The following is a 17,754-nucleotide window of genomic DNA, read 5'->3' as shown; positions in this document are numbered from 1 at the left end:
ATCGGCCCTTCCGACCGGTCCGGCATCATGAACGGACTCGCGTCCGCCGTGTCACCGGCCCCGGATCCAGAGGAGCAGCACCGTGCCCGAACCGAGCAACCCCCTTTCCGACCGCATCCGTTCCGACATCGCGCACAACGCACGGGTCTGGAACCACTGGCTCGGCGGAAAGGACCACTACCCCGTGGACCGGGAGGTCGGCGACCAGGTCACCGGCATGTACCCGAGCATCGGCGAAGTGGCCCGCGCCGACCGGGCGTTCCTGGGGCGGGCCGTCCGCTACCTGGCCGGCGAGGCCGGCATCAGGCAGTTCCTGGACATCGGTACCGGACTGCCGACCGCCGACAACACGCACGAGGTCGCCCAGCGCGTCGCGCCCGACGCCCGCGTGGTGTACGTCGACAACGACCCGATCGTGCTCGCGCACGCCCGGGCTCTGCTCACCAGCTCCTCGGAGGGCGCGACCGAGTACGTCGACGCGGACGCGCACGACCCGGAGCAGATCCTGCGGGCCTTGGAACCGACCCTCGATCCGACGAAGCCGGTCGCGGTCATGATGCTGGGCATCCTCAACTTCGTCATCGACACGGACGAGGCCCGGCGCATCGTCCGGACGCTGATGGACGCGCTGCCGTCCGGCAGCCATCTGGCGCTCACCCACCCCACGACGGAGCTGGGCGGCGAGGGCAACGAGGCGGCGATGCGGTTCTGGAACGAGAACGCCACCCCGCCGATCACCGCCCGCAGCCGCGCCGAGTTCGCCTCGTTCCTGACCGGGCTGGACCCGGTGGAGCCCGGCATCGTCTCCTGCGCACGCTGGCGTTCCGAGCCCGGCACGGTGGAGGTCGCCCAGTTCGGCGCGGTGGCGTGCAAGCCGTAGGGGACACACGGGGGGCGGAGCCTTCCGGGAGCGCCCCGCATCCGTCGATGCTAAGGCGCGGGGCACCGACGCGGTGGTGGGACGACCGACCGCAGCCGCCTTCGGGACGCCGTCGCCCGACCGACCGCACCACCTGGACCAGAAGGCTCCGGACCGTGGCCCCGGACTTCCGCCGCCCGTGCGACGCCGGCCCGCGGACAGGGCCCGGGCGCACCGGGGCTCAGAGGGTGGCCACCACATACTCGGCCGCCGCGGCGATGAGGGCCTCGTCGCCTTCGGCGTCCTCGGCGGACTTGCTCGTCATGATCGCGATGACGAGGGGGGCCGCCTGCTTCGGGGGCCAGGCGATCGCGATGTCGTGGAGTGTCCCGTAGGCGCCGGTGCCCGTCTTGCCCGCCACGGTCCATCCCCGCGGGACACCGGCGCGGATCCGGCGGTCGCCGGTGACGCTGCGGGTCAGGAGGTCGCGCAGGAAGGCGCGCTTGTCGGGCGGCAGTGCGTCGCCCAGGACGATCTCGCGGTAGTCGCCGCCCAACGCCCGGGGAGACGACGTGTCGCGGGGGTCTCCCGGGGTGGCCTCGGTGATGTCCGGTTCGGTCCGGTCCATCCGGGTGACCGTGTCGCCGAGGCTGCGCGCGTACGCCGTCAGCCGGGCCGGTCCGCCGAGGTCGCGGAGCAGGAGGTTGCCGGCCGTGCCGTCGCTGAAGCGGACGGCGGCGTCGCACAACTGACGGATGGTCATCCCCGTGGCCACGTGCCGGCCGGTGACCGGCGTGTGCTTCATCAGGTCGGCCTCGGTGTATCTGATGACCGTGTCCAGGTGCGACAAGGGGTTGTGCGCGAGGACGCCCGCCGCCGCCAGCCCCTTGAACGTGGAGCAGAACGCGAACCGCTCGTCGGCGCGGTGGACGATCGTGGCGCCGGTCCCGGTGGCCCGTGCGAACACCCCGAGCCGCGCGCCGAACTTCCGCTCCAGTGCGACAAGGTGTTCGTGGCGCCGACTCCCCGCGGCATTGGCCGGAGAGGATGGGGGCCCGTCCACCGCGGAGACGGGAGGAGAAGCGGAGGGTGTCCCGCCCGTCGAGCACCCGGCCAGCGGTGCGAGGGCCACCGCCCCCAGGAAGGCTCGGCGGCCGACAGGCTGTTGCACAGGCTTCATCGTCGCCCCTTCACCCGTGACGTTCAAGGAAGGCGTTCCCGTGGGGAAAGGTACCCACGGGCCGGTCACACGGCTCGGCGATTCGGCCACGGGTCCCGGCCCTGCCGACGGGCCTCGGCGGCGTGACGGGACGGTGCGGCCCCGCCGTCGTGCGTCGCGCGGCCCGCGCAGCACGGCCCCGTCACGCGGCGAGCATCCCGGCCGGGCCGGGATCACGGCGCCCAGGCCATCCGCCCCGCCCCGTGTCACAGGCCCACGACGGCGTTCCACCTCTTCGCGAACTCGACCCGTTCCTCGGACGTGATGTCACGGGCGATGGCCAGCCGCTTGCGCATCGCGTCGTCGGGGAAGATCAGCGGGTCCTCGGCGAGTGCGGCCGTCTCCTCGTCCTTCGAGGAGGCCAGCACCTCGCGGGCGGCGGGGACGGGGCAGACGTAGTTGACCCAGGCGGCCAGTTCGGCGGCCACCTCCGGCTCGTAGTAGTAGTCGACGAGCCTTTCGGCGTTGCGCTTGTGACGGGCGAGGTTGGGAATCATCAGCGACTCCGCCCACAGCTCGGCCCCCTCCTCGGGGACCACGAACTCGATCTCCGGGTTGTCGGCCTGGAGTTGGATGACGTCGCCCGAGTAGGCCTGGCAGGCGAGCACGTCACCGGTCGAGAGGTCCTTGATGTAGTCGTTGCCGGTGAAGCGGCGGATGTGCTTCTTGCGCACCAGTTTCCCGACCTGCTCGCAGATCAGGTCGAAGTCTTCGCCGCGCCAGCGGGTGATGTCGACGCCGTTGCCCTGCATCAGCAGGGCGAACGCCTCGTCGAGCCCGGACAGGAGTGTCACCCTGCCGCGCAGGTCGTCCGCCCACAGGTCGCTCAGGTGCCTGATCTCGCGTCCGAGCCGTTTGCGGTTGTACGCGATGCCGGTGATCCCGGACTGCCAGGGAACGCTGTGCGCCCGGCCCGGGTCGAAGGCGGGCGAACGCAGCTGCGGGTCGAGGTACTTGGCGACGTTGGGCTGCTTCGCCCGGTCCATCTCCTGCACCCAGCCGAGCCGTACGAACCGCGCGGCCATCCAGTCGCTGACGACGATCAGGTCGCGGCCCGTCTCCTGATGGTTCATCAACGCCGGGCTGATCTTCCCGAAGAACTCGTCGTTGTCGTTGATCTCCTCCGTGTACGTGACGGAGATCCCGGTGCGCTCGCCGAACGTGTCGAGGGTGGGCCGCTTCGACGCGTTCTCGTCGTCGGTGTCGATGTAGAGCGGCCAGTTCGCGAAGTGCAGGGCGCGATCGCGGACCGAGGCGTCGCGTCCGGCGCGGTCGCCGGGCTCCACGTAGGCGGCGGGTACTCCGCAGCCGGCCAGGGCAGTACCGGTCGCCGTGGCCCCGAAGGCGCGCAGCAGGGACCGGCGGGACATGGGGTTCTTCGGGGTTGCTCGCACCCGCGCAGAATGCCCGTCGGCAGCGTCACGGGCAATGGACCATCCGTCCAGCGGGAGGCGCCCGCTCCGCACATCCTGTCCAGGCACGACCGCCCCGGAGCCGGGGCGGCGGTGCGGGCACGGGTGCGGCCCCGGGCGTGCGCCCGGGGCCGCAGCGGGTATTGACGGGGTATCAGCCGTCCAGCGAGGTCATGACGTGCTTGATGCGCGTGTAGTCCTCGAAGCCGTACGCGGACAGGTCCTTGCCGTAGCCGGACTTCTTGAATCCGCCGTGCGGCATCTCGGCGACGAGCGGGATGTGGGTGTTGATCCACACGCAGCCGAAGTCGAGGCTCTTGGACATCCGCATGGCACGGGCGTGGTCCTTGGTCCACACCGAGGAGGCCAGGGCGTACTCGACGCCGTTGGCGTACTCCACGGCCTGGGCCTCGTCCGTGAACTTCTGGACGGTGATGACCGGGCCGAAGACCTCGTTCTGGATGATCTCGTCGTCCTGCTTGAGGCCCGAGACGACGGTCGGGGCGTAGAAGTAGCCCTTGTCGCCGACGCGATGGCCGCCCGCCTCGACCCTGGCGTGGGCGGGGAGCCGCTCGATGAAGCCGCTGACCTGCTTGAGCTGGTTGGCGTTGTTGAGCGGGCCGTACAGCACGTCCTCGTCGTCCGGCTTCCCCGTCTTCGTCTCGGCGGCGGCCTTGGCGAGGGCGGCCACGAACGCGTCGTGGATGGACTCGTGGACCAGGACGCGGGTGGCGGCCGTGCAGTCCTGGCCCGCGTTGAAGTAGCCGGCGCCGGAGATGCCCTCGACCGCCTTGGCGATGTCGGTGTCCTCGAACACCACGACCGGGGCCTTGCCACCGAGCTCCAGGTGGACCCGCTTGACGTCCTTGGCGGCGGACTCGGCGACCTGCATGCCGGCCCGGACCGAACCGGTGATGGAGGCCATCGCCGGGGTCGGGTGCTCGACCATCGCGCGGCCCGTGTCACGGTCGCCGCAGACGACGTTGAAGACGCCCTTGGGGAGGATCTGGCCGATGATCTCGGCCATCAGCACGGTCGACGCCGGGGTGGTGTCGGACGGCTTGAGGACGACGGTGTTGCCCGCGGCGAGCGCGGGGGCGAACTTCCAGACGGCCATCATCATCGGGTAGTTCCACGGCGCGACCTGCGCGCAGACGCCGACCGGCTCGCGCCGGACGATGGAGGTGAGGCCCTCCATGTACTCACCGGCCGAGCGGCCCTCCAGCAGCCGCGCCGCGCCCGCGAAGAAGCGGATCTGGTCCACCATCGGCGGGAGTTCTTCGGTGCGGGTGAGCTCGACCGGCTTGCCCGTGTTCTCGGACTCGGCCGCGACGAGGTCCTCGGCGCGGGCCTCGAAGGCGTCCGCGATCTTCAGCAGGGCCTTCTGGCGTTCGGCGGGCGTGGTGTCGCGCCAGGCGGGGAAGGCCGCCGCGGCGGCTTCCATCGCGGCGTCGACGTCGGCCCCGCCGGAGAGCGGTGAGGTCGCGTAGACCTCCTCGGTGACCGGATTGATCACATCAATGGTCCGCCCGTCGGCGGCGTCCCGGAACTCTCCGTTGATGTAGTTGCGCAGACGGCGCACCTCGGTGGTCACAACCACCCCTCCTGTCGACACACGTCAATGGGTGAGATCTCCAGCCTAGTCGCTCGGGTGTTGCTTTCGACATGCCCAACCGCCGGGAACTTCGGATTCAGTGCGATCTACCTCGATAGACAACGAATTTCATCGCTCTGGGGTTGCCAGACCGACGAGTCCCAGTGCACAGTGGGGGCGTGGCCAGTCGCAGCGCAGACTCCAGGAACGGGAACGGATCGTCCTCCACGGTCGATGCCGTATCCCTCGCGATCATCGAGCAGCTCCAGGAGGACGGGCGCCGCCCGTACGCCGCGATCGGCAAGGCCGTCGGCCTGTCCGAGGCGGCCGTGCGGCAGCGCGTCCAGAAGCTGCTCGATCAGGGCGTGATGCAGATCGTGGCTGTCACGGACCCCCTCACCGTGGGGCTCCGACGCCAGGCGATGGTCGGCATCACCGTCGACGGCGACCTCGACCCCGTGGCCGAGACGCTGTCGGAGATGACCGAGTGCGAGTACGTGGTGATGACCGCGGGCTCCTTCGACCTGATGGTGGAGATCGTCTGCGAGGACGACGACCACCTGCTGGAAACGATCAACAAACGCATCCGGGCCATCCCCGGCGTGCGCTCCACCGAGAGCTTTGTCTATCTGAAGCTCAAGAAGCAGACCTACATGTGGGGAACCCGATAGCCGTGAGCAAGGACCTCAGCCGAACCGCGTACGACCACCTGTGGATGCACTTCACCCGCATGTCGGACTACGCGAACGCGCCCGTTCCCACCATCGTGCGGGGTGAGGGCACCTACATCTTCGACGACCAGGGCAAGCGTTACCTCGACGGCCTGTCCGGCCTGTTCGTGGTCAACGCCGGCCACGGCCGGCACGAGCTCGCCGAGGCGGCCTACAAGCAGGGCCAGGAGCTGGGCTTCTTCCCGGTCTGGTCCTACGCCCACCCCAAGGCCGTCGAGCTGGCCGACCGTCTCGCCGACTACGCACCGGGCGACCTCAACAAGGTCTTCTTCACCACCGGCGGCGGTGAGGCCGTGGAGACCGCCTGGAAGCTGGCCAAGCAGTACTTCAAGCTCCAAGGCAAGCCGACCAAGTACAAGGTCATCTCGCGCGCGGTCGCCTACCACGGCACCCCGCAGGGCGCCCTGTCGATCACCGGCCTGCCGGCGCTGAAGGCCCCCTTCGAGCCGCTCGTCCCCGGTGCGCACAAGGTCCCCAACACCAACATCTACCGCGCCCCGATCCACGGCGACGACCCGGTGGCCTTCGGCCGCTGGGCCGCCGACCAGATCGAGCAGCAGATCCTCTTCGAGGGCCCCGAGACCGTCGCCGCGGTCTTCCTGGAGCCGGTACAGAACGCCGGCGGCTGCTTCCCGCCGCCGCCCGGCTACTTCCAGCGCGTGCGCGAGATCTGCGACAAGTACGACGTGCTGCTCGTCTCCGACGAGGTCATCTGCGCCTTCGGCCGCCTGGGCACCATGTTCGCCTGTGACAAGTTCGGCTACGTGCCGGACATGATCACCTGCGCCAAGGGCATGACCTCGGGCTACTCCCCGATCGGCGCCTGCATCGTCTCGGACCGCGTCGCCGCGCCGTTCTACGAGGAGGGCAACACCTTCCTGCACGGCTACACCTTCGGCGGTCACCCGGTGTCCTCGGCGGTCGCTCTCGCCAACCTCGACATCTTCGAGCGCGAGGGCCTCAACCAGCACGTGCTGGACAACGAGAACGCCTTCTTCACCACGCTGCAGAAGCTGAACGACCTGCCGATCGTCGGCGACGTCCGCGGCAACGGCTTCTTCTACGGCATCGAGCTGGTGAAGGACAAGGCCACCAAGGAGACGTTCAGCGACGAGGAGACCGAGCGCGTCCTGTACGGGTTCCTCTCCAAGGCGCTGTACGACAACGGCCTGTACTGCCGTGCCGACGACCGCGGCGACCCGGTCGTCCAGCTCGCGCCGCCGCTGATCTCCGACCAGGCGACGTTCGACGAGATCGAGGGCATTCTGCGCAACGTCCTGACGGAGGCGTGGACCAAGCTCTGACCGGCAGCTTCGTCCGCCGCCCGGCCACGGACCGGCCGGCGGACGGCCTCCGGCGCCCGACTGCACCCGACGACCGCCCCACCAGCGGTCGTCGGGTGCGGTCGACAACGGCCCGGGTGCCCCCATTCGAGTGGGAAGGGGCGCACCCGGGCCGTGTGCTGTGCCCAGACCCCGGTCCGGATCCCTACGGTGCCGAGTGACCGATCGGCCCCCGCTTCGTTCCCCCGTACGGGGGACGGGACTTACGATCTGAACCGAGGTGTACACCATGGTGGCCCCGCCGGACAACGACGTGATCTGGGCGCGTTCCCTTCAGCACTCCCACAACGGCTCGCCCGCGCTCGGCGGAGTCTCCCTGGGCGTCCGCGACGGCGAGATCCTCGCCGTGACCGGCCCCAGAGGCAGCGGCAAGACGACCCTGCTGCTCTGTCTGTCCGGTCAGCTGGTGCCCGAGCAGGGGGAGGTGTGGTTCAACAGCGTCCCCGTCCACACCATGGGCCCCCGGCTGCGCGAACGGCTGCGCCGCGACAGGTTCGGCTGGATCGCCCCGGAACCACGACTCGTCCCGGAGCTGAACGCCTGGGAGAACGTGGCGCTTCCCCTGCTCCTGCGCGGCGATACGCACCGGGAGGCGAAGAAGACCGGCCTGGAGTGGCTGGAACGGCTCGACATCGGTGCCTGCGCCAGGCAACGCCCGCACACCCTGCTCCAGGGGGACCGCCAGCGGATCGCGGTGGCCCGTGCGCTGGCCGCGTCGCCGACGGTGATCTTCGCCGACGAACCGACCGCGACGCTGCGCCGCACCGACCGGACGCACGTGCTGCGCACCCTCACCAGCGCGGCGCGCTCGCACCGCATCACGGTGGTGCTCGCCACCCATGACGCGGAGGTCGCCTCCCTCGCCGACCGAACGGTCCCGCTGCTGGAGGGCCGCCGCGTCACCACCGTCGCCCTGCCCGCGGCATCCGATGCGGAGGGCCGCGCGGCGTGCTCACTCTCCGTCTAGCCCGGGGTTCCCATCCCCTGGTCCTGCTGCGCAGGCTGCTGGTCGCGGCGGCCTCCGCCGGGGTCGGCTTCCTGCTGCTGTGCGCCCTGGGCTACGCGTCGGGGCACCCGGCCCAGTCCACCGCGGCGGTGCAGCGGTTGCTGTGGTGCCTGGTCCCGCTCGCCGCCACCGTGCAGTTCGCGGTCGCGGTGGCCCGCACGGATCCCAGCACCCGGCCGCGTTCCGGGCTGTCCGCCGTGGGGCTGGGTCCCATGAGGCTCACCGTGCTGGCCGCCACCTCCACCGCCGTCTCCTGCGCACTCGGATCGGTGGTGGCGCTGCTGCTCTTCCTGCAGCTGCGCGGGGATCTGTCCGGGCTGCCGTTCGACGGTGCCGCGGCCGGGCTGCTCGACGCGCGGGCCCCGCTGCCGCTTGCCGCCGCGCTGGTGCTGCTGTCCCTGGTCCCGGTGTCCGCGGCGGTGGCGAGCGGGCTGGCCTTGCGCGGCAGGCCCGTCGCGGTCCCGTTGCCGGATGACGGCCCCGCGGACGGCCCGGAGGAGGACCACCCCGTTCCGGCGGCGCCCCCGTCCGGACTGCCGTGGGGGGTGGCCCTGACCTCGGTGGGTCTCGCGGTCGAGGCGTACATGAGCCGCGGTGACGGACACCGGCTGATCCCGCTCCCCGGCCGGCTCGACGACACCCCGGCCGGGGTGCTGGCGGGATGGGCGCTGACGGCGGTCGGCCTGGCTATGGCCGGGCCCGGTCTGGCGTACCACTGCGGCCGGCTGCTCCAGTCGGTGCGGCCCGGCGCCGTACGACTGTTGGCCGGGCGGGTGCTCATGGACGAGGCGCGCCGGATCGGCGGTCCGCTGGGGGTGGTGTGCGCGGTGCTCTCCGCGGTGGTCGCCGCGTACGCGCTGCACGGCACGGGTCCGCGTCCCCTCGGCCCGCTCACCGTGCTGGGCTCGGTGCTCGTCCTCGGCTGCACCGCGGCCACGCTGCTGACCTCGGCCCTGGAGGCGAGGCAGGACCGTGCCCGGACGTCACGGGCACTGGTGCGGCTGGGGGCCCCGGTCTCGGCGCTGCGGTACGCCACGGCGCTGCGCGCCGCCGTCCTGCTGGCGGTGTTCGCCCCGCTGACCTGGCTGGTCGCCGAGCTGGCCGCGCTGCCGCTGACGGTCTGACCACGGCGCCTGCGTCCGTCGGACGCGGGCACGCCCGCCATGCGCGACGGCCCCGGCCCCGCGGGTGGCGGGCGCCGCGGGCGCGCGGGCCGCTCACCGCCCGGCGGGCAGCACCGCGCATGCCGCCCCGGTCCGGCCCTGCCGCCGCCCCCGCCGGAGTCCCGTCACCGTTCCGCGGGCAGCACCACGCACTCCACCGCGTCGAAACGGACACCGACCGCAGCGCCCTCCCCGGGCACGTCCCGCAGCGCGCACTCCGCCTCCAGCGCCGGACCGCGCTCCGGGGCCAGCCGTACGGCGACGCGGTCGCCCCGGAACGTGCGCGTCCCGACCGTGCAGCGCAGTCCCTCGTCCGGGGGGCCGATCCGCACACCGGCCGGACGCACCAGCACGGTGCGCTCCCCCTGTGGCGCCCCCTCGGGCACCGGGACCGCGCCCCACGCCGTGTCGGCGACCGTGCCGGTCACCCTCGCCGCCACCACGTTGTCGAAACCGAGGAACCGGGCGACGAACGCGGAGGCGGGCCGCTGCCACACCTCCAGCGGCGTACCCGCCTGGGCGATCCGCCCGTCCCGCATCACCACCACCCGGTCGGCCAGCGCGAACGCCTCGCCCTGGTCGTGCGTGACGGCCAGCACCGTCGTACCCAACCGGCCGAAGAGCGTGCGCAGTTCGACGACGAGGCGCTCACGCAGACCCCGGTCGAGCTGACCGAGCGGTTCGTCGAGCATCAGCAGCTTGGGGCGCGGGGCGAGCGCCCGCGCGAGGGCGACCCGCTGCTGCTCGCCGCCGGAGAGCGCGGTGACGGCCCGTCGCTGGGCGCCGGGCAGGCCCACCAGGTCGAGGAGTTCGCCGACCCTGCGCTCCTGGTCGCGCCGGGCCACCCCGTGCATCCGCAGCCCGAACGCGACGTTGGCCCCGACGTCCCGGTGGGGGAAGAGCTGGTGGTCCTGGAACATCAGGCCGAGCCCGCGCCGGTGCACCGGCACCCCCGTCTGGTCCGCCCCCTCCAGCAGCACCCGGCCGCCGTCGGTCGGCTGCAGCCCGGCGACGACCCGCAGCAGGGTCGACTTGCCGCTGCCGCTCGGCCCCAGCACGCAGACGATCTCGTGCTCGTCGACCTCCAGGTCCACCCGGTCCAGCGCGGTCCGGTCGCCGAAGCGAACCGTGGCCGAGTCCAGTGTCAGCATCGTCAGAACTCCCCGGCCCGGTCCGTGCGGATACGTTCGAGCAGCAGCAGCGAGACCGCGCACACCGCCATCAGAATGGTGCTGAGGGCCATCGCCTGGCCGTAGTTGAGCTCCCCGGCCCGGCCCAGCAGCCGGGCCACCGCGACCGGCAGCGTCGGCCGGTCGGGCCGTGCGATGAACACCGTCGCGCCGAACTCGCCGAGCGACACGGCGAACGCGAAACCGGCCGCGACCAGCAACGCCCGCCGCACCATGGGGAGATCGACCTCCCGCCAGGCCCGCAGCGGCGACGCCCCGAGCACCGCGGCCGCCTCCCGGAGCCGTCCGTCCACCGCTCGCAGGACCGGCAGCATGGTCCGTACGACGAAGGGCACGCCGACCAGCGCCTGGGCGAGCGGCACCAGGATCCACGACGTGCGCAGGTCCAGCGGCGGCTTGTCCAGGGTGATCAGGAAGCCGAAGCCGACGGTGACGGCGGACACGCCGAGCGGCAGCATCAGCAGCGCGTCGAGACCGCGCACGAGCCGACCCGCGCGCCGGGTCAGCGCGGCGGCGGCCAGCCCGCCGACGACCAGCGCGATCACGGTCGCGACCAGCGCGTACGCCACGGAGTTCCCGATCGCTTCGAGCGGTGCGACCAGGAAGGTACCGCCGCCCGCGTCCACGGACCCGAGGGTTCGGTAGTAGCCGAGGCCGTGGCCGCCGGGGGTGGCCAACGAGCGTTCCACCAGCACCGCGAGGGGCAGCAGGATCAGCAACAGCACGGTCAGCAGCACCGCGCCCAGCAGCGCCCGCTGCCCCGCCCCGCGCGGCCTGCGCGCGGTCTGTGCCGGATCGACCAGCCGCAGCGCGGTCTCCCTGCGCCGCACCGTCCAGGCGTGCACGGCGAGGATCGCGCCCACCGCGGCGAACTGCACCAGGGTCAGCACGGCGGCCGTCGGCAGGGCGAGGAGCTGGGCGGTCTGCCGGTAGATCTCCACCTCCAGCGTGGCGAACCCCGGACCGCCGAGGATCTGGACGACGCCGAAGGAGGTGAAGGTGAAGAGGAAGACCATCAGCGCGGCGGCGGCCACGGCGGGCGCGAGGGCCGGCAGTGTGACCCGCCGCCAGGCCGCGAAGCGTCCGGCGCCCAGCACCCGGGCGGCTTCCTCCTGCCGCGGGTCGAGTTGCGCCCACAGCCCGCCGACGGTCCGCACGACCACCGCGTAGTTGAAGAAGACGTGGGCGAGCAGGATCGCCCACACGGTGGTGTCGAGGCGCACGCCCCACAGTTCGTCGAGGAGCCCGCCACGCCCCACCAGCGCCAGGAACGCCGTTCCGACGACGACGGTCGGCAGGACGAACGGCACGGTGACGACCGCCCTCAGCAGGTTCTTCCCGGGGAAGTCGAGGCGGGCGAAGACATAGGCGCCGGGCAGCGCGATCAGCAGTGTCAGCGCGGTCGAGGCCAGCGCCTGCCAGGTGGTGAACCAGAGGACCTCCCGGATCTCCGGCCGGGCCAGCACTTCTCCGATCCGGCCGAACTGCCAGACGCCGTCCGCCTTCAGTCCCCGGCCGACGATCGCGGCGACGGGATGGGCGAAGAACACCGCGAAGAACGCGACGGGCAGGGCCATCAGGCCCAGCCGCGCCGCGCCCGCGCGCCTGGCCGCCGCAAGCACAGCGTCCGCGCGCCCGGTGCGCGGGCGCCGACCCGTGCCGTCCGCGCCCTTGCCCTCCGCGCCCGTTCCGTGTGCGGCGGACGCGGCTACTTCACGACGAGCGAGGACCACGACTGGACCCACTGCTCACGGTTCTTGGCGATCAGGTCGGGGGCGACGGTCTTCGGCTCCTGGACGGTCGCGCCGAACTTCGTGAACAGCTCCGGGAGTTCCGCGTCCGCGACGACCGGGTTCACGAACATGTTGAGCGGCATGTCCTCCTGGAAGCGCTTGCTGATCAGGAAGTCCAGCAGCGCCTTGCCGCCCGCCTCGTTCTTCGCTCCGTTCAGCAGACCCGCGAACTCGATCTGCCGGAAGCAGGTGCCGGTGGCGACCCCGGTCGGGGCCTCGGTCGGCTGCGGCTTCGCGTAGAGCACCTCGACCGGCGGGCTGGATGCGTACGAGACGGCGAGGGGCCGGTCGGCCTTGGCCTTCTTGCCTCCCGCGGAGCCGGAGAACTCCTCGTTGTACGCCTGCTCCCAGCCGTCGACGACCTTGACGCCGTTGTCCTTCAGCTTCTTCCAGTAGTCCTGGTAGCCCTTCTCCCCATAGGCGGCGACGGTGCCGAGGAGGAAGCCGAGACCCGGCGACGAGGTCGCCGCGTTCTCGATGACCAGGAGGTTCCTGTACGCGGGCTTCGCCAGGTCGTCGAAGGTCCGCGGCGGGGCGAGCTTCTTGTCGGCGAAGTACTTCTTGTCGTAGTTGACGCAGACGTCGCCGGTGTCGACGGGCGTGACACGGTGCTCGGCGTCCAGCCGGGTGGCGGCCGCGACCCGGTCGATGCCCTTCGCCTCGTACGGCGTGAAGAGGCCGCTGTCGAGGGCGCGGGAGAGCAGGGTGTTGTCGACGCCGAAGAACACGTCCCCGCGCGGTGAGCCCTTGGTCAGGATCTCCTGGTTGAGCGCGACACCCGCGTCTCCGCTCTTCAGGACCTTGACGGTGTAGCCGGTCTCTTCGGTGAACTGCTTGAGCACGGCGTCGGAGGCGTTGAAGGAGTCGTGGCTGACGAGCGTCACGGTCTTCGGGCCCGGGCCCTTGGCGCCACCGGAGCCGGAGGACGACGTGTCGGAACTCCCGCACCCGGCCAGGGCCGTGACGCCGAGCGACGCGGCGACGGCCGTGGCCGCGAGACGCACGGTGCCCATGGTCCTGCGCGTGGTGGTCATGGTGGATTCCTCCTGGGTTTTGGCCAGGAAGAGACGCGGCCCCACCCGCGGAAAGCGGGCAGGGCGCTACAGCATGAGTTGGTGACCGAACTTCCTACCCGGAATGACCCGGGCGAGGTTCAGAGGGTCTGCGGACGACCGGTCTCCCGGTGCCGCACTCTCAGCGCTGTGGCGCTCCCCTGTCGGAATATGAAGTTGATTTCCGGACCAGGTTACACGGGCCGTCCGACCGGCCCGCCGGGGCCTCGGCGCTCGGGCGTGCACCGGCCCGGAACACCCGGCCGGCCCCGGTATCCGTGCTCGCTTCGCCCGGTCGGCCCCGGGAGCCGGTCGGCACCGGCCCCGGCACACACGAGCGCCCGTCGGCCCGGGATCCGGGCGGTGCGGTCCGGCCCGGCTGCCTGCCGGGCGCCGGTCCGCCCCGGCGCCCGCACTCCGTGCCGCTCGGTCTCAGCGCTCGGCCGCCGCGAGCTGCCCGCAGGCTCCGTCGATCTCCTGGCCTCGGGTGTCCCGTACGGTCACCGGCACCCCGTGTGCCGCGATGGCCTCGACGAACGCCTTCTCGTCCTCGGGCCGGGAGGCGGTCCACTTGGAGCCGGGCGTCGGGTTCAACGGGATGAGGTTGACGTGCACCCGCTTGCCCTTGAGCAGCCGACCGAGCAGATCGCCGCGCCATGCCTGGTCGTTGATGTCCCGGATCAGGGCGTACTCGATGGAGACCCGGCGGCCGGACTTCTCCGCGTACTCCCACGCGGCGTCCAGCACCTCGCGCACCTTCCACCGGGTGTTCACCGGAACGAGGGTGTCGCGCAGTTCGTCGTCCGGTGCGTGCAGCGAGACGGCGAGGCGGCACTTGAAGCCCTCGTCGGCGAAGCGCAGCATCGCGGGCACCAGGCCCACCGTGGAGACGGTGATCCCGCGCTGCGAAAGCCCCAGCCCGTCCGGCTCCGGATCGGTCAGCCGTCGGATCGCGCCGACCACGCGGTTGTAGTTGGCCAGCGGCTCGCCCATACCCATGAAGACGATGTTGGAGAGCCGTGCCGGACCGCCGGGAACCTCGCCGTCGCGCAACGCCCGCATGCCGTCCACGATCTGGTGGACGATCTCCGCGGTCGACAGGTTGCGGTCGAGGCCCGCCTGTCCGGTGGCGCAGAACGGGCAGTTCATCCCGCATCCGGCCTGGGACGAGATGCACATCGTCACCCGCTCGGGGTAGCGCATCAGGACGGACTCGACGAGGGTCCCGTCGTGCAGCTTCCACAGCGTCTTGCGGGTGGTGTCGTCATCGCAGCTGATGTGGCGGACCACGGACATCAGCTCGGGGAACATCGCCTCGGCGAGCCTGTCCCGCGAGCCGGACGGGATGTTGGTCCACTCGGCCGGGTCGAGCGCGTACCGCGAGAAGTAGTGCTGCGAGAGCTGCTGGGCGCGGAACGGCTTCTCGCCGATGGCGGCGACCGCCTCCTTGCGCTCGGCGGGCGTGAGGTCGGCGAGGTGCCGCGGCGGCTTCTTGGCTCCGCGGGGCGCGACGAAAGTGAGTTCTCCGGGCTTAGGCATGGTCCGTCCAGTGTCGCAGACGGAACGGCGAGGGCCCGCCGCCCTGTGGACAGCGGGCCCTTGCCGGAGAACGCCCTGGTCGGAACCGGTCGGACCGGCCCCGGGCTCAGCCGGAGCCGACGAACAGCACCAACAGCAGCCAGACCACCGGAGCGGTCGGCAGCAGCGAGTCCAGCCGGTCCATGATCCCGCCGTGCCCCGGCAGCAGCGTGCCCATGTCCTTGATGCCGAGGTCACGCTTGATCATCGACTCGCCCAGGTCGCCGAGGGTGGCGCTGACGGCGACCGCGAGCCCCAGCAGCAGCCCCTGCCACCAGGAACCCCCGTCGATCAGGAACTGCATGCACAGGGCGCCCGCGACCATCGCGAAGGCGACGGCCCCGAAGAGGCCCTCGCGGGTCTTCCCGGGGCTGATGCGCGGCGCGAGCTTGTGCTTCCCGAAGCGCCAGCCGACGGCGTACGCCCCCGTGTCGCTGACCACGGTCAGCAGCAGGAAGGTGAGCACCCGCTGCGGCCCGTCGTCCGCGGCCAGGAGCATGGCGACGAAGGTGGCGAGGAACGGCACGTAGAACGCGGCGAACACACCGGCCGTGACGTCCTTGAGGTAATCCTCCGGCGGCTGGGTCATTCGCCAGACGAGCACCGCGAGGGCGGTCAGCGCCACGGCCACCCAGGCGCCCTCGGCGCCCTTGACGTATCCGGCCACCACCATCGCCGCGCCGCCCACCGCCAGCGGCGGAAGCGGTGCCTTGATGCCCTTGCGCTCCGACAGCCGGGAGGTGAGCTCCCACAGGCCCACGACGACCGCGACGACGATCACCCCGACGAAGACGGCCTTGACGACGAAGAGGGAGGCGACGATGACGGCGCCGAGCCCCACCCCGACCCCTATGGCGGCTCGCAGGTCACGGCCCGCACGTTTCTTCTGCGGGGGCGGTGGCGCGGTGGGCATGGGCTCCTGCGGCTTCTCGTCGCGGAACAGGGGGCCGCCGCTCAGGCGTACGCCCCCCTGCTCCCGGTCATCACGGTCGTCGGCGTCTCCACCTGCGTACGGAGCGTCGCCCGCGTACGAGGTGTCCGCCACGACGGGCATGGGCCGGGTCTGCTGGGCGTCATGCACATCGTAGGCGGGACCCGCCGGGGCGGCAGCCCGCATCTCGGGCGCAGCCCACTGACCGGCTCCCGGCGCAGCGCCCCAGGAAGAGTCGTTCATCAGATTTCGAGCAGCTCGGCTTCCTTGTGCTTGAGCAGCTCGTCGACCTGTGCGACGTACTTCGCGGTGGTGTCGTCGAGCTCCTTCTCGGCGCGACGCACCTCGTCCTCGCCGGTCTCCTTGTCCTTGACCAGCTTGTCAAGCGCTTCCTTGGCCTTGCGGCGCACGGCGCGGATGGAGATGCGGGAGTCCTCGGCCTTGGTTCGCGCGACCTTGATGTAGTCGCGGCGGCGCTCCTCGGTGAGCTCCGGGAAGGTCACCCGGATGATGTTGCCGTCGTTGCTCGGATTGACTCCGAGGTCGGAGTCACGGATGGCCTGCTCGATGTTGCGCAGCGCACTCTTGTCGAACGGGGTCACCACGGCCATGCGGGGCTCGGGAACCGAGAACGAGGCGAGCTGGTTGATCGGGGTCAGTGCGCCGTAGTAGTCGGCGACGATCTTGTTGAACATCGCCGGGTGGGCACGGCCGGTACGGATCGCGGCGAAGTCCTCTTTCGCGACGACGACGGCCTTCTCCATCTTCTCCTCGGCCTCGAGGAGGGTTTCTTCGATCACCACGTGCTCCTGCGTGTCTTGGGAGGGCCCGGCGTGCTCGGGCCCGCGGATCTGCGTCGCGTCCTCACCTGCACGGTGTCCGACCGGCAGGCCGTTGTCCATCCTTCGGAGGGGCCGTGCCTGGGATTGCCCGCAGGTCCCGGACCCCGCCCGCGGCTCCCCGGATGGTTCCCCGGCTCTCAGGCCCGAGTGCCCTGGTCACTCACGAGCGTGCCGATCTTCTCACCCTTGACCGCGCGGGCGATATTGCCCGCGGCCGTCAGCTCGAAGACGAGGATCGGCAGATCGTTGTCACGGCAGAGCGTGATGGCGGTGGCGTCGGCGACCTTGAGATCGCGGGCGAGCACCTCGCCGTATTCGAGCGCGTCGAACTTCACCGCGTCGGGGTTGGTCCTCGGGTCGGAGTCGTAGACCCCGTCCACTCCGTTCTTGCCCATGAGCAGGGCCTGAGCGTCGATCTCCAGGGCCCGCTGGGCGGCCGTGGTGTCGGTGGAGAAGTACGGCATGCCCATGCCCGCGCCGAAGATGACGACGCGGCCCTTCTCCAGGTGCCGCACGGCGCGCAGCGGGATGTACGGCTCCGCGACCTGCCCCATGGTGATGGCGGTCTGGACACGGGAGTCGATGCCTTCCTTCTCCAGGAAGTCCTGGAGGGCCAGACAGTTCATGACCGTGCCGAGCATGCCCATGTAGTCGGACCGGGCCCGGTCCATGCCGCGCTGCTGGAGTTCGGCGCCGCGGAAGAAGTTCCCCCCGCCGATCACGACCGCGATCTGTGCGCCGTCACGGACGACCGCCGCGATTTCCCGGGCGATGGCGTGGACGACGTCGGGGTCGACCCCCAGCCCACCGCCGCCGGCGAACGCCTCTCCGGACAGCTTCAGCATGAAGCGCCCAGGCATCTTCCCGTCATCACGCTTGTGGCCGCCTTGGACGGCGTCCGCGCCCTTGTTCATGGAAATTCTCCTCGTGCACATACCAAGAAGGCCATTGCCGGTGGGTCTGGTGTCCCTCAGCGGCAATGGCCTCCTCGTCAGATCTGCGGTCGTACGGCGCGGGTGCGGCCGACGACTGCACCGGACC

Annotated in this window: 15 protein-coding genes and 1 riboswitch; of the genes, 5 read left to right on the top strand and 10 right to left on the bottom strand. The window is 71.2% G+C overall.

Features of this window, described 5'->3' with window-relative positions; translation table 11 throughout:
• The first annotated feature begins 82 nt into the window (after window positions 1-82).
• Window positions 83-880, top strand: coding sequence for an SAM-dependent methyltransferase (locus ACIHCL_RS09210; protein WP_399858796.1), 798 nt, complete (start codon window positions 83-85; stop codon window positions 878-880).
• A gap of 220 nt (window positions 881-1,100) precedes the next feature.
• On the opposite strand, the gene bla is transcribed toward ACIHCL_RS09210, so the two are convergent.
• From bla to ACIHCL_RS09195, 3 genes are all read right to left on the bottom strand, one after another.
• Complete coding sequence (gene bla, locus ACIHCL_RS09205) at window positions 1,101-2,039, bottom strand: class A beta-lactamase (RefSeq protein WP_399858793.1); 939 nt, start codon at window positions 2,037-2,039, stop codon at window positions 1,101-1,103.
• Window positions 2,040-2,284: 245 nt separating this feature from the next.
• Complete coding sequence (locus ACIHCL_RS09200) at window positions 2,285-3,448, bottom strand: PotD/PotF family extracellular solute-binding protein (protein WP_399858989.1); 1,164 nt, start codon at window positions 3,446-3,448, stop codon at window positions 2,285-2,287.
• 196 nt (window positions 3,449-3,644) lie between these two features.
• Window positions 3,645-5,084 (bottom strand): gamma-aminobutyraldehyde dehydrogenase, encoded by a 1,440-nt coding sequence (locus ACIHCL_RS09195; protein WP_399858790.1) that lies wholly within the window; start codon window positions 5,082-5,084, stop codon window positions 3,645-3,647.
• A 179-nt stretch (window positions 5,085-5,263) separates the two neighbouring features.
• Here ACIHCL_RS09195 and ACIHCL_RS09190 point away from each other — a divergent pair, with 179 nt between their 5' ends.
• The 4 genes from ACIHCL_RS09190 to ACIHCL_RS09175 all read left to right on the top strand — a co-directional run bounded on the left by ACIHCL_RS09190 (window position 5,264) and on the right by ACIHCL_RS09175 (window position 9,288).
• Window positions 5,264-5,755, top strand: coding sequence for an Lrp/AsnC family transcriptional regulator (locus tag ACIHCL_RS09190; protein WP_399858788.1), 492 nt, complete (start codon window positions 5,264-5,266; stop codon window positions 5,753-5,755).
• A complete protein-coding gene (locus tag ACIHCL_RS09185) occupies window positions 5,740-7,119 on the top strand; it encodes an aspartate aminotransferase family protein (protein ID WP_399858785.1) in 1,380 nt (459 codons plus the stop codon). The genes ACIHCL_RS09190 and ACIHCL_RS09185 overlap by 16 nt, the downstream gene beginning before the upstream one ends.
• Before the next feature lie 268 nt (window positions 7,120-7,387).
• A complete protein-coding gene (locus ACIHCL_RS09180) occupies window positions 7,388-8,125 on the top strand; it encodes an ABC transporter ATP-binding protein (protein WP_399858783.1) in 738 nt (245 codons plus the stop codon).
• A complete protein-coding gene (locus ACIHCL_RS09175) occupies window positions 8,107-9,288 on the top strand; it encodes a hypothetical protein (protein WP_399858780.1) in 1,182 nt (393 codons plus the stop codon). Before ACIHCL_RS09180 ends, ACIHCL_RS09175 begins: the two co-directional genes overlap by 19 nt.
• Window positions 9,289-9,452: 164 nt before the next feature.
• Here the strand turns inward: ACIHCL_RS09175 and ACIHCL_RS09170 are convergent, their stop codons facing one another.
• The 7 genes from ACIHCL_RS09170 to pyrH form a co-directional block, all read right to left on the bottom strand.
• The gene (locus tag ACIHCL_RS09170; RefSeq protein WP_399858778.1) at window positions 9,453-10,478 is read right to left on the bottom strand and encodes an ABC transporter ATP-binding protein; all 1,026 of its coding nucleotides are present in this window, start codon (window positions 10,476-10,478) and stop codon (window positions 9,453-9,455) included.
• Window positions 10,479-10,480: 2 nt separating this feature from the next.
• Entirely contained in the window at window positions 10,481-12,094 is a 1,614-nt protein-coding gene (locus ACIHCL_RS09165) for an ABC transporter permease (RefSeq protein ID WP_399858986.1), read from the bottom strand.
• A gap of 131 nt (window positions 12,095-12,225) precedes the next feature.
• Window positions 12,226-13,344: a thiamine ABC transporter substrate binding subunit gene (locus tag ACIHCL_RS09160; RefSeq protein ID WP_399858775.1), complete on the bottom strand. Its 1,119-nt coding sequence runs from the start codon at window positions 13,342-13,344 to the stop codon at window positions 12,226-12,228.
• 73 nt (window positions 13,345-13,417) lie between these two features.
• A riboswitch (TPP riboswitch) is annotated at window positions 13,418-13,535 on the bottom strand.
• 259 nt (window positions 13,536-13,794) lie between these two features.
• Window positions 13,795-14,901 carry a 23S rRNA (adenine(2503)-C(2))-methyltransferase RlmN gene (rlmN, locus tag ACIHCL_RS09155; RefSeq protein WP_399858773.1) on the bottom strand — a complete coding sequence of 369 codons (1,107 nt, stop codon included), beginning with the start codon at window positions 14,899-14,901 and terminating at the stop codon, window positions 13,795-13,797.
• A gap of 106 nt (window positions 14,902-15,007) precedes the next feature.
• Window positions 15,008-16,114 carry a phosphatidate cytidylyltransferase gene (locus ACIHCL_RS09150; RefSeq protein ID WP_399858771.1) on the bottom strand — a complete coding sequence of 369 codons (1,107 nt, stop codon included), beginning with the start codon at window positions 16,112-16,114 and terminating at the stop codon, window positions 15,008-15,010.
• Window positions 16,114-16,671 (bottom strand): ribosome recycling factor, encoded by a 558-nt coding sequence (gene frr / locus ACIHCL_RS09145; RefSeq protein WP_399858768.1) that lies wholly within the window; start codon window positions 16,669-16,671, stop codon window positions 16,114-16,116. Before frr ends, ACIHCL_RS09150 begins: the two co-directional genes overlap by 1 nt.
• 179 nt (window positions 16,672-16,850) lie before the next feature.
• On the bottom strand, window positions 16,851-17,627 hold the full coding sequence (gene pyrH, locus ACIHCL_RS09140) for a UMP kinase (RefSeq protein ID WP_399858765.1): 777 nt from the start codon (window positions 17,625-17,627) through the stop codon (window positions 16,851-16,853).
• Window positions 17,628-17,754 lie beyond the last annotated feature (127 nt).

Source organism: Streptomyces sp. NPDC052042, assembly GCF_044548345.1.
Lineage (GTDB): Bacteria > Actinomycetota > Actinomycetes > Streptomycetales > Streptomycetaceae > Streptomyces.
Note: the sequence above shows the minus strand (reverse complement) of the source record. Positions and strands in the feature narration are given on the sequence as shown.

What these genes read in the sequence shown, in the direction of transcription:
- ACIHCL_RS09160 (WP_399858775.1), bottom strand. Translation starts at nt 13,344, where the DNA reads ATGACCACCACGCGCAGGACCATGGGCACCGTGCGTCTCGCGGCCACG.
- rlmN (WP_399858773.1), bottom strand. Translation starts at nt 14,901, where the DNA reads ATGCCTAAGCCCGGAGAACTCACTTTCGTCGCGCCCCGCGGAGCCAAG.
- pyrH (WP_399858765.1), bottom strand. Translation starts at nt 17,627, where the DNA reads ATGAACAAGGGCGCGGACGCCGTCCAAGGCGGCCACAAGCGTGATGAC.
- ACIHCL_RS09170 (WP_399858778.1), bottom strand. Translation starts at nt 10,478, where the DNA reads ATGCTGACACTGGACTCGGCCACGGTTCGCTTCGGCGACCGGACCGCG.
- ACIHCL_RS09180 (WP_399858783.1), top strand. Translation starts at nt 7,388, where the DNA reads ATGGTGGCCCCGCCGGACAACGACGTGATCTGGGCGCGTTCCCTTCAG.
- ACIHCL_RS09200 (WP_399858989.1), bottom strand. Translation starts at nt 3,448, where the DNA reads ATGTCCCGCCGGTCCCTGCTGCGCGCCTTCGGGGCCACGGCGACCGGT.
- ACIHCL_RS09150 (WP_399858771.1), bottom strand. Translation starts at nt 16,114, where the DNA reads ATGAACGACTCTTCCTGGGGCGCTGCGCCGGGAGCCGGTCAGTGGGCT.
- bla (WP_399858793.1), bottom strand. Translation starts at nt 2,039, where the DNA reads ATGAAGCCTGTGCAACAGCCTGTCGGCCGCCGAGCCTTCCTGGGGGCG.
- ACIHCL_RS09165 (WP_399858986.1), bottom strand. Translation starts at nt 12,094, where the DNA reads ATGGCCCTGCCCGTCGCGTTCTTCGCGGTGTTCTTCGCCCATCCCGTC.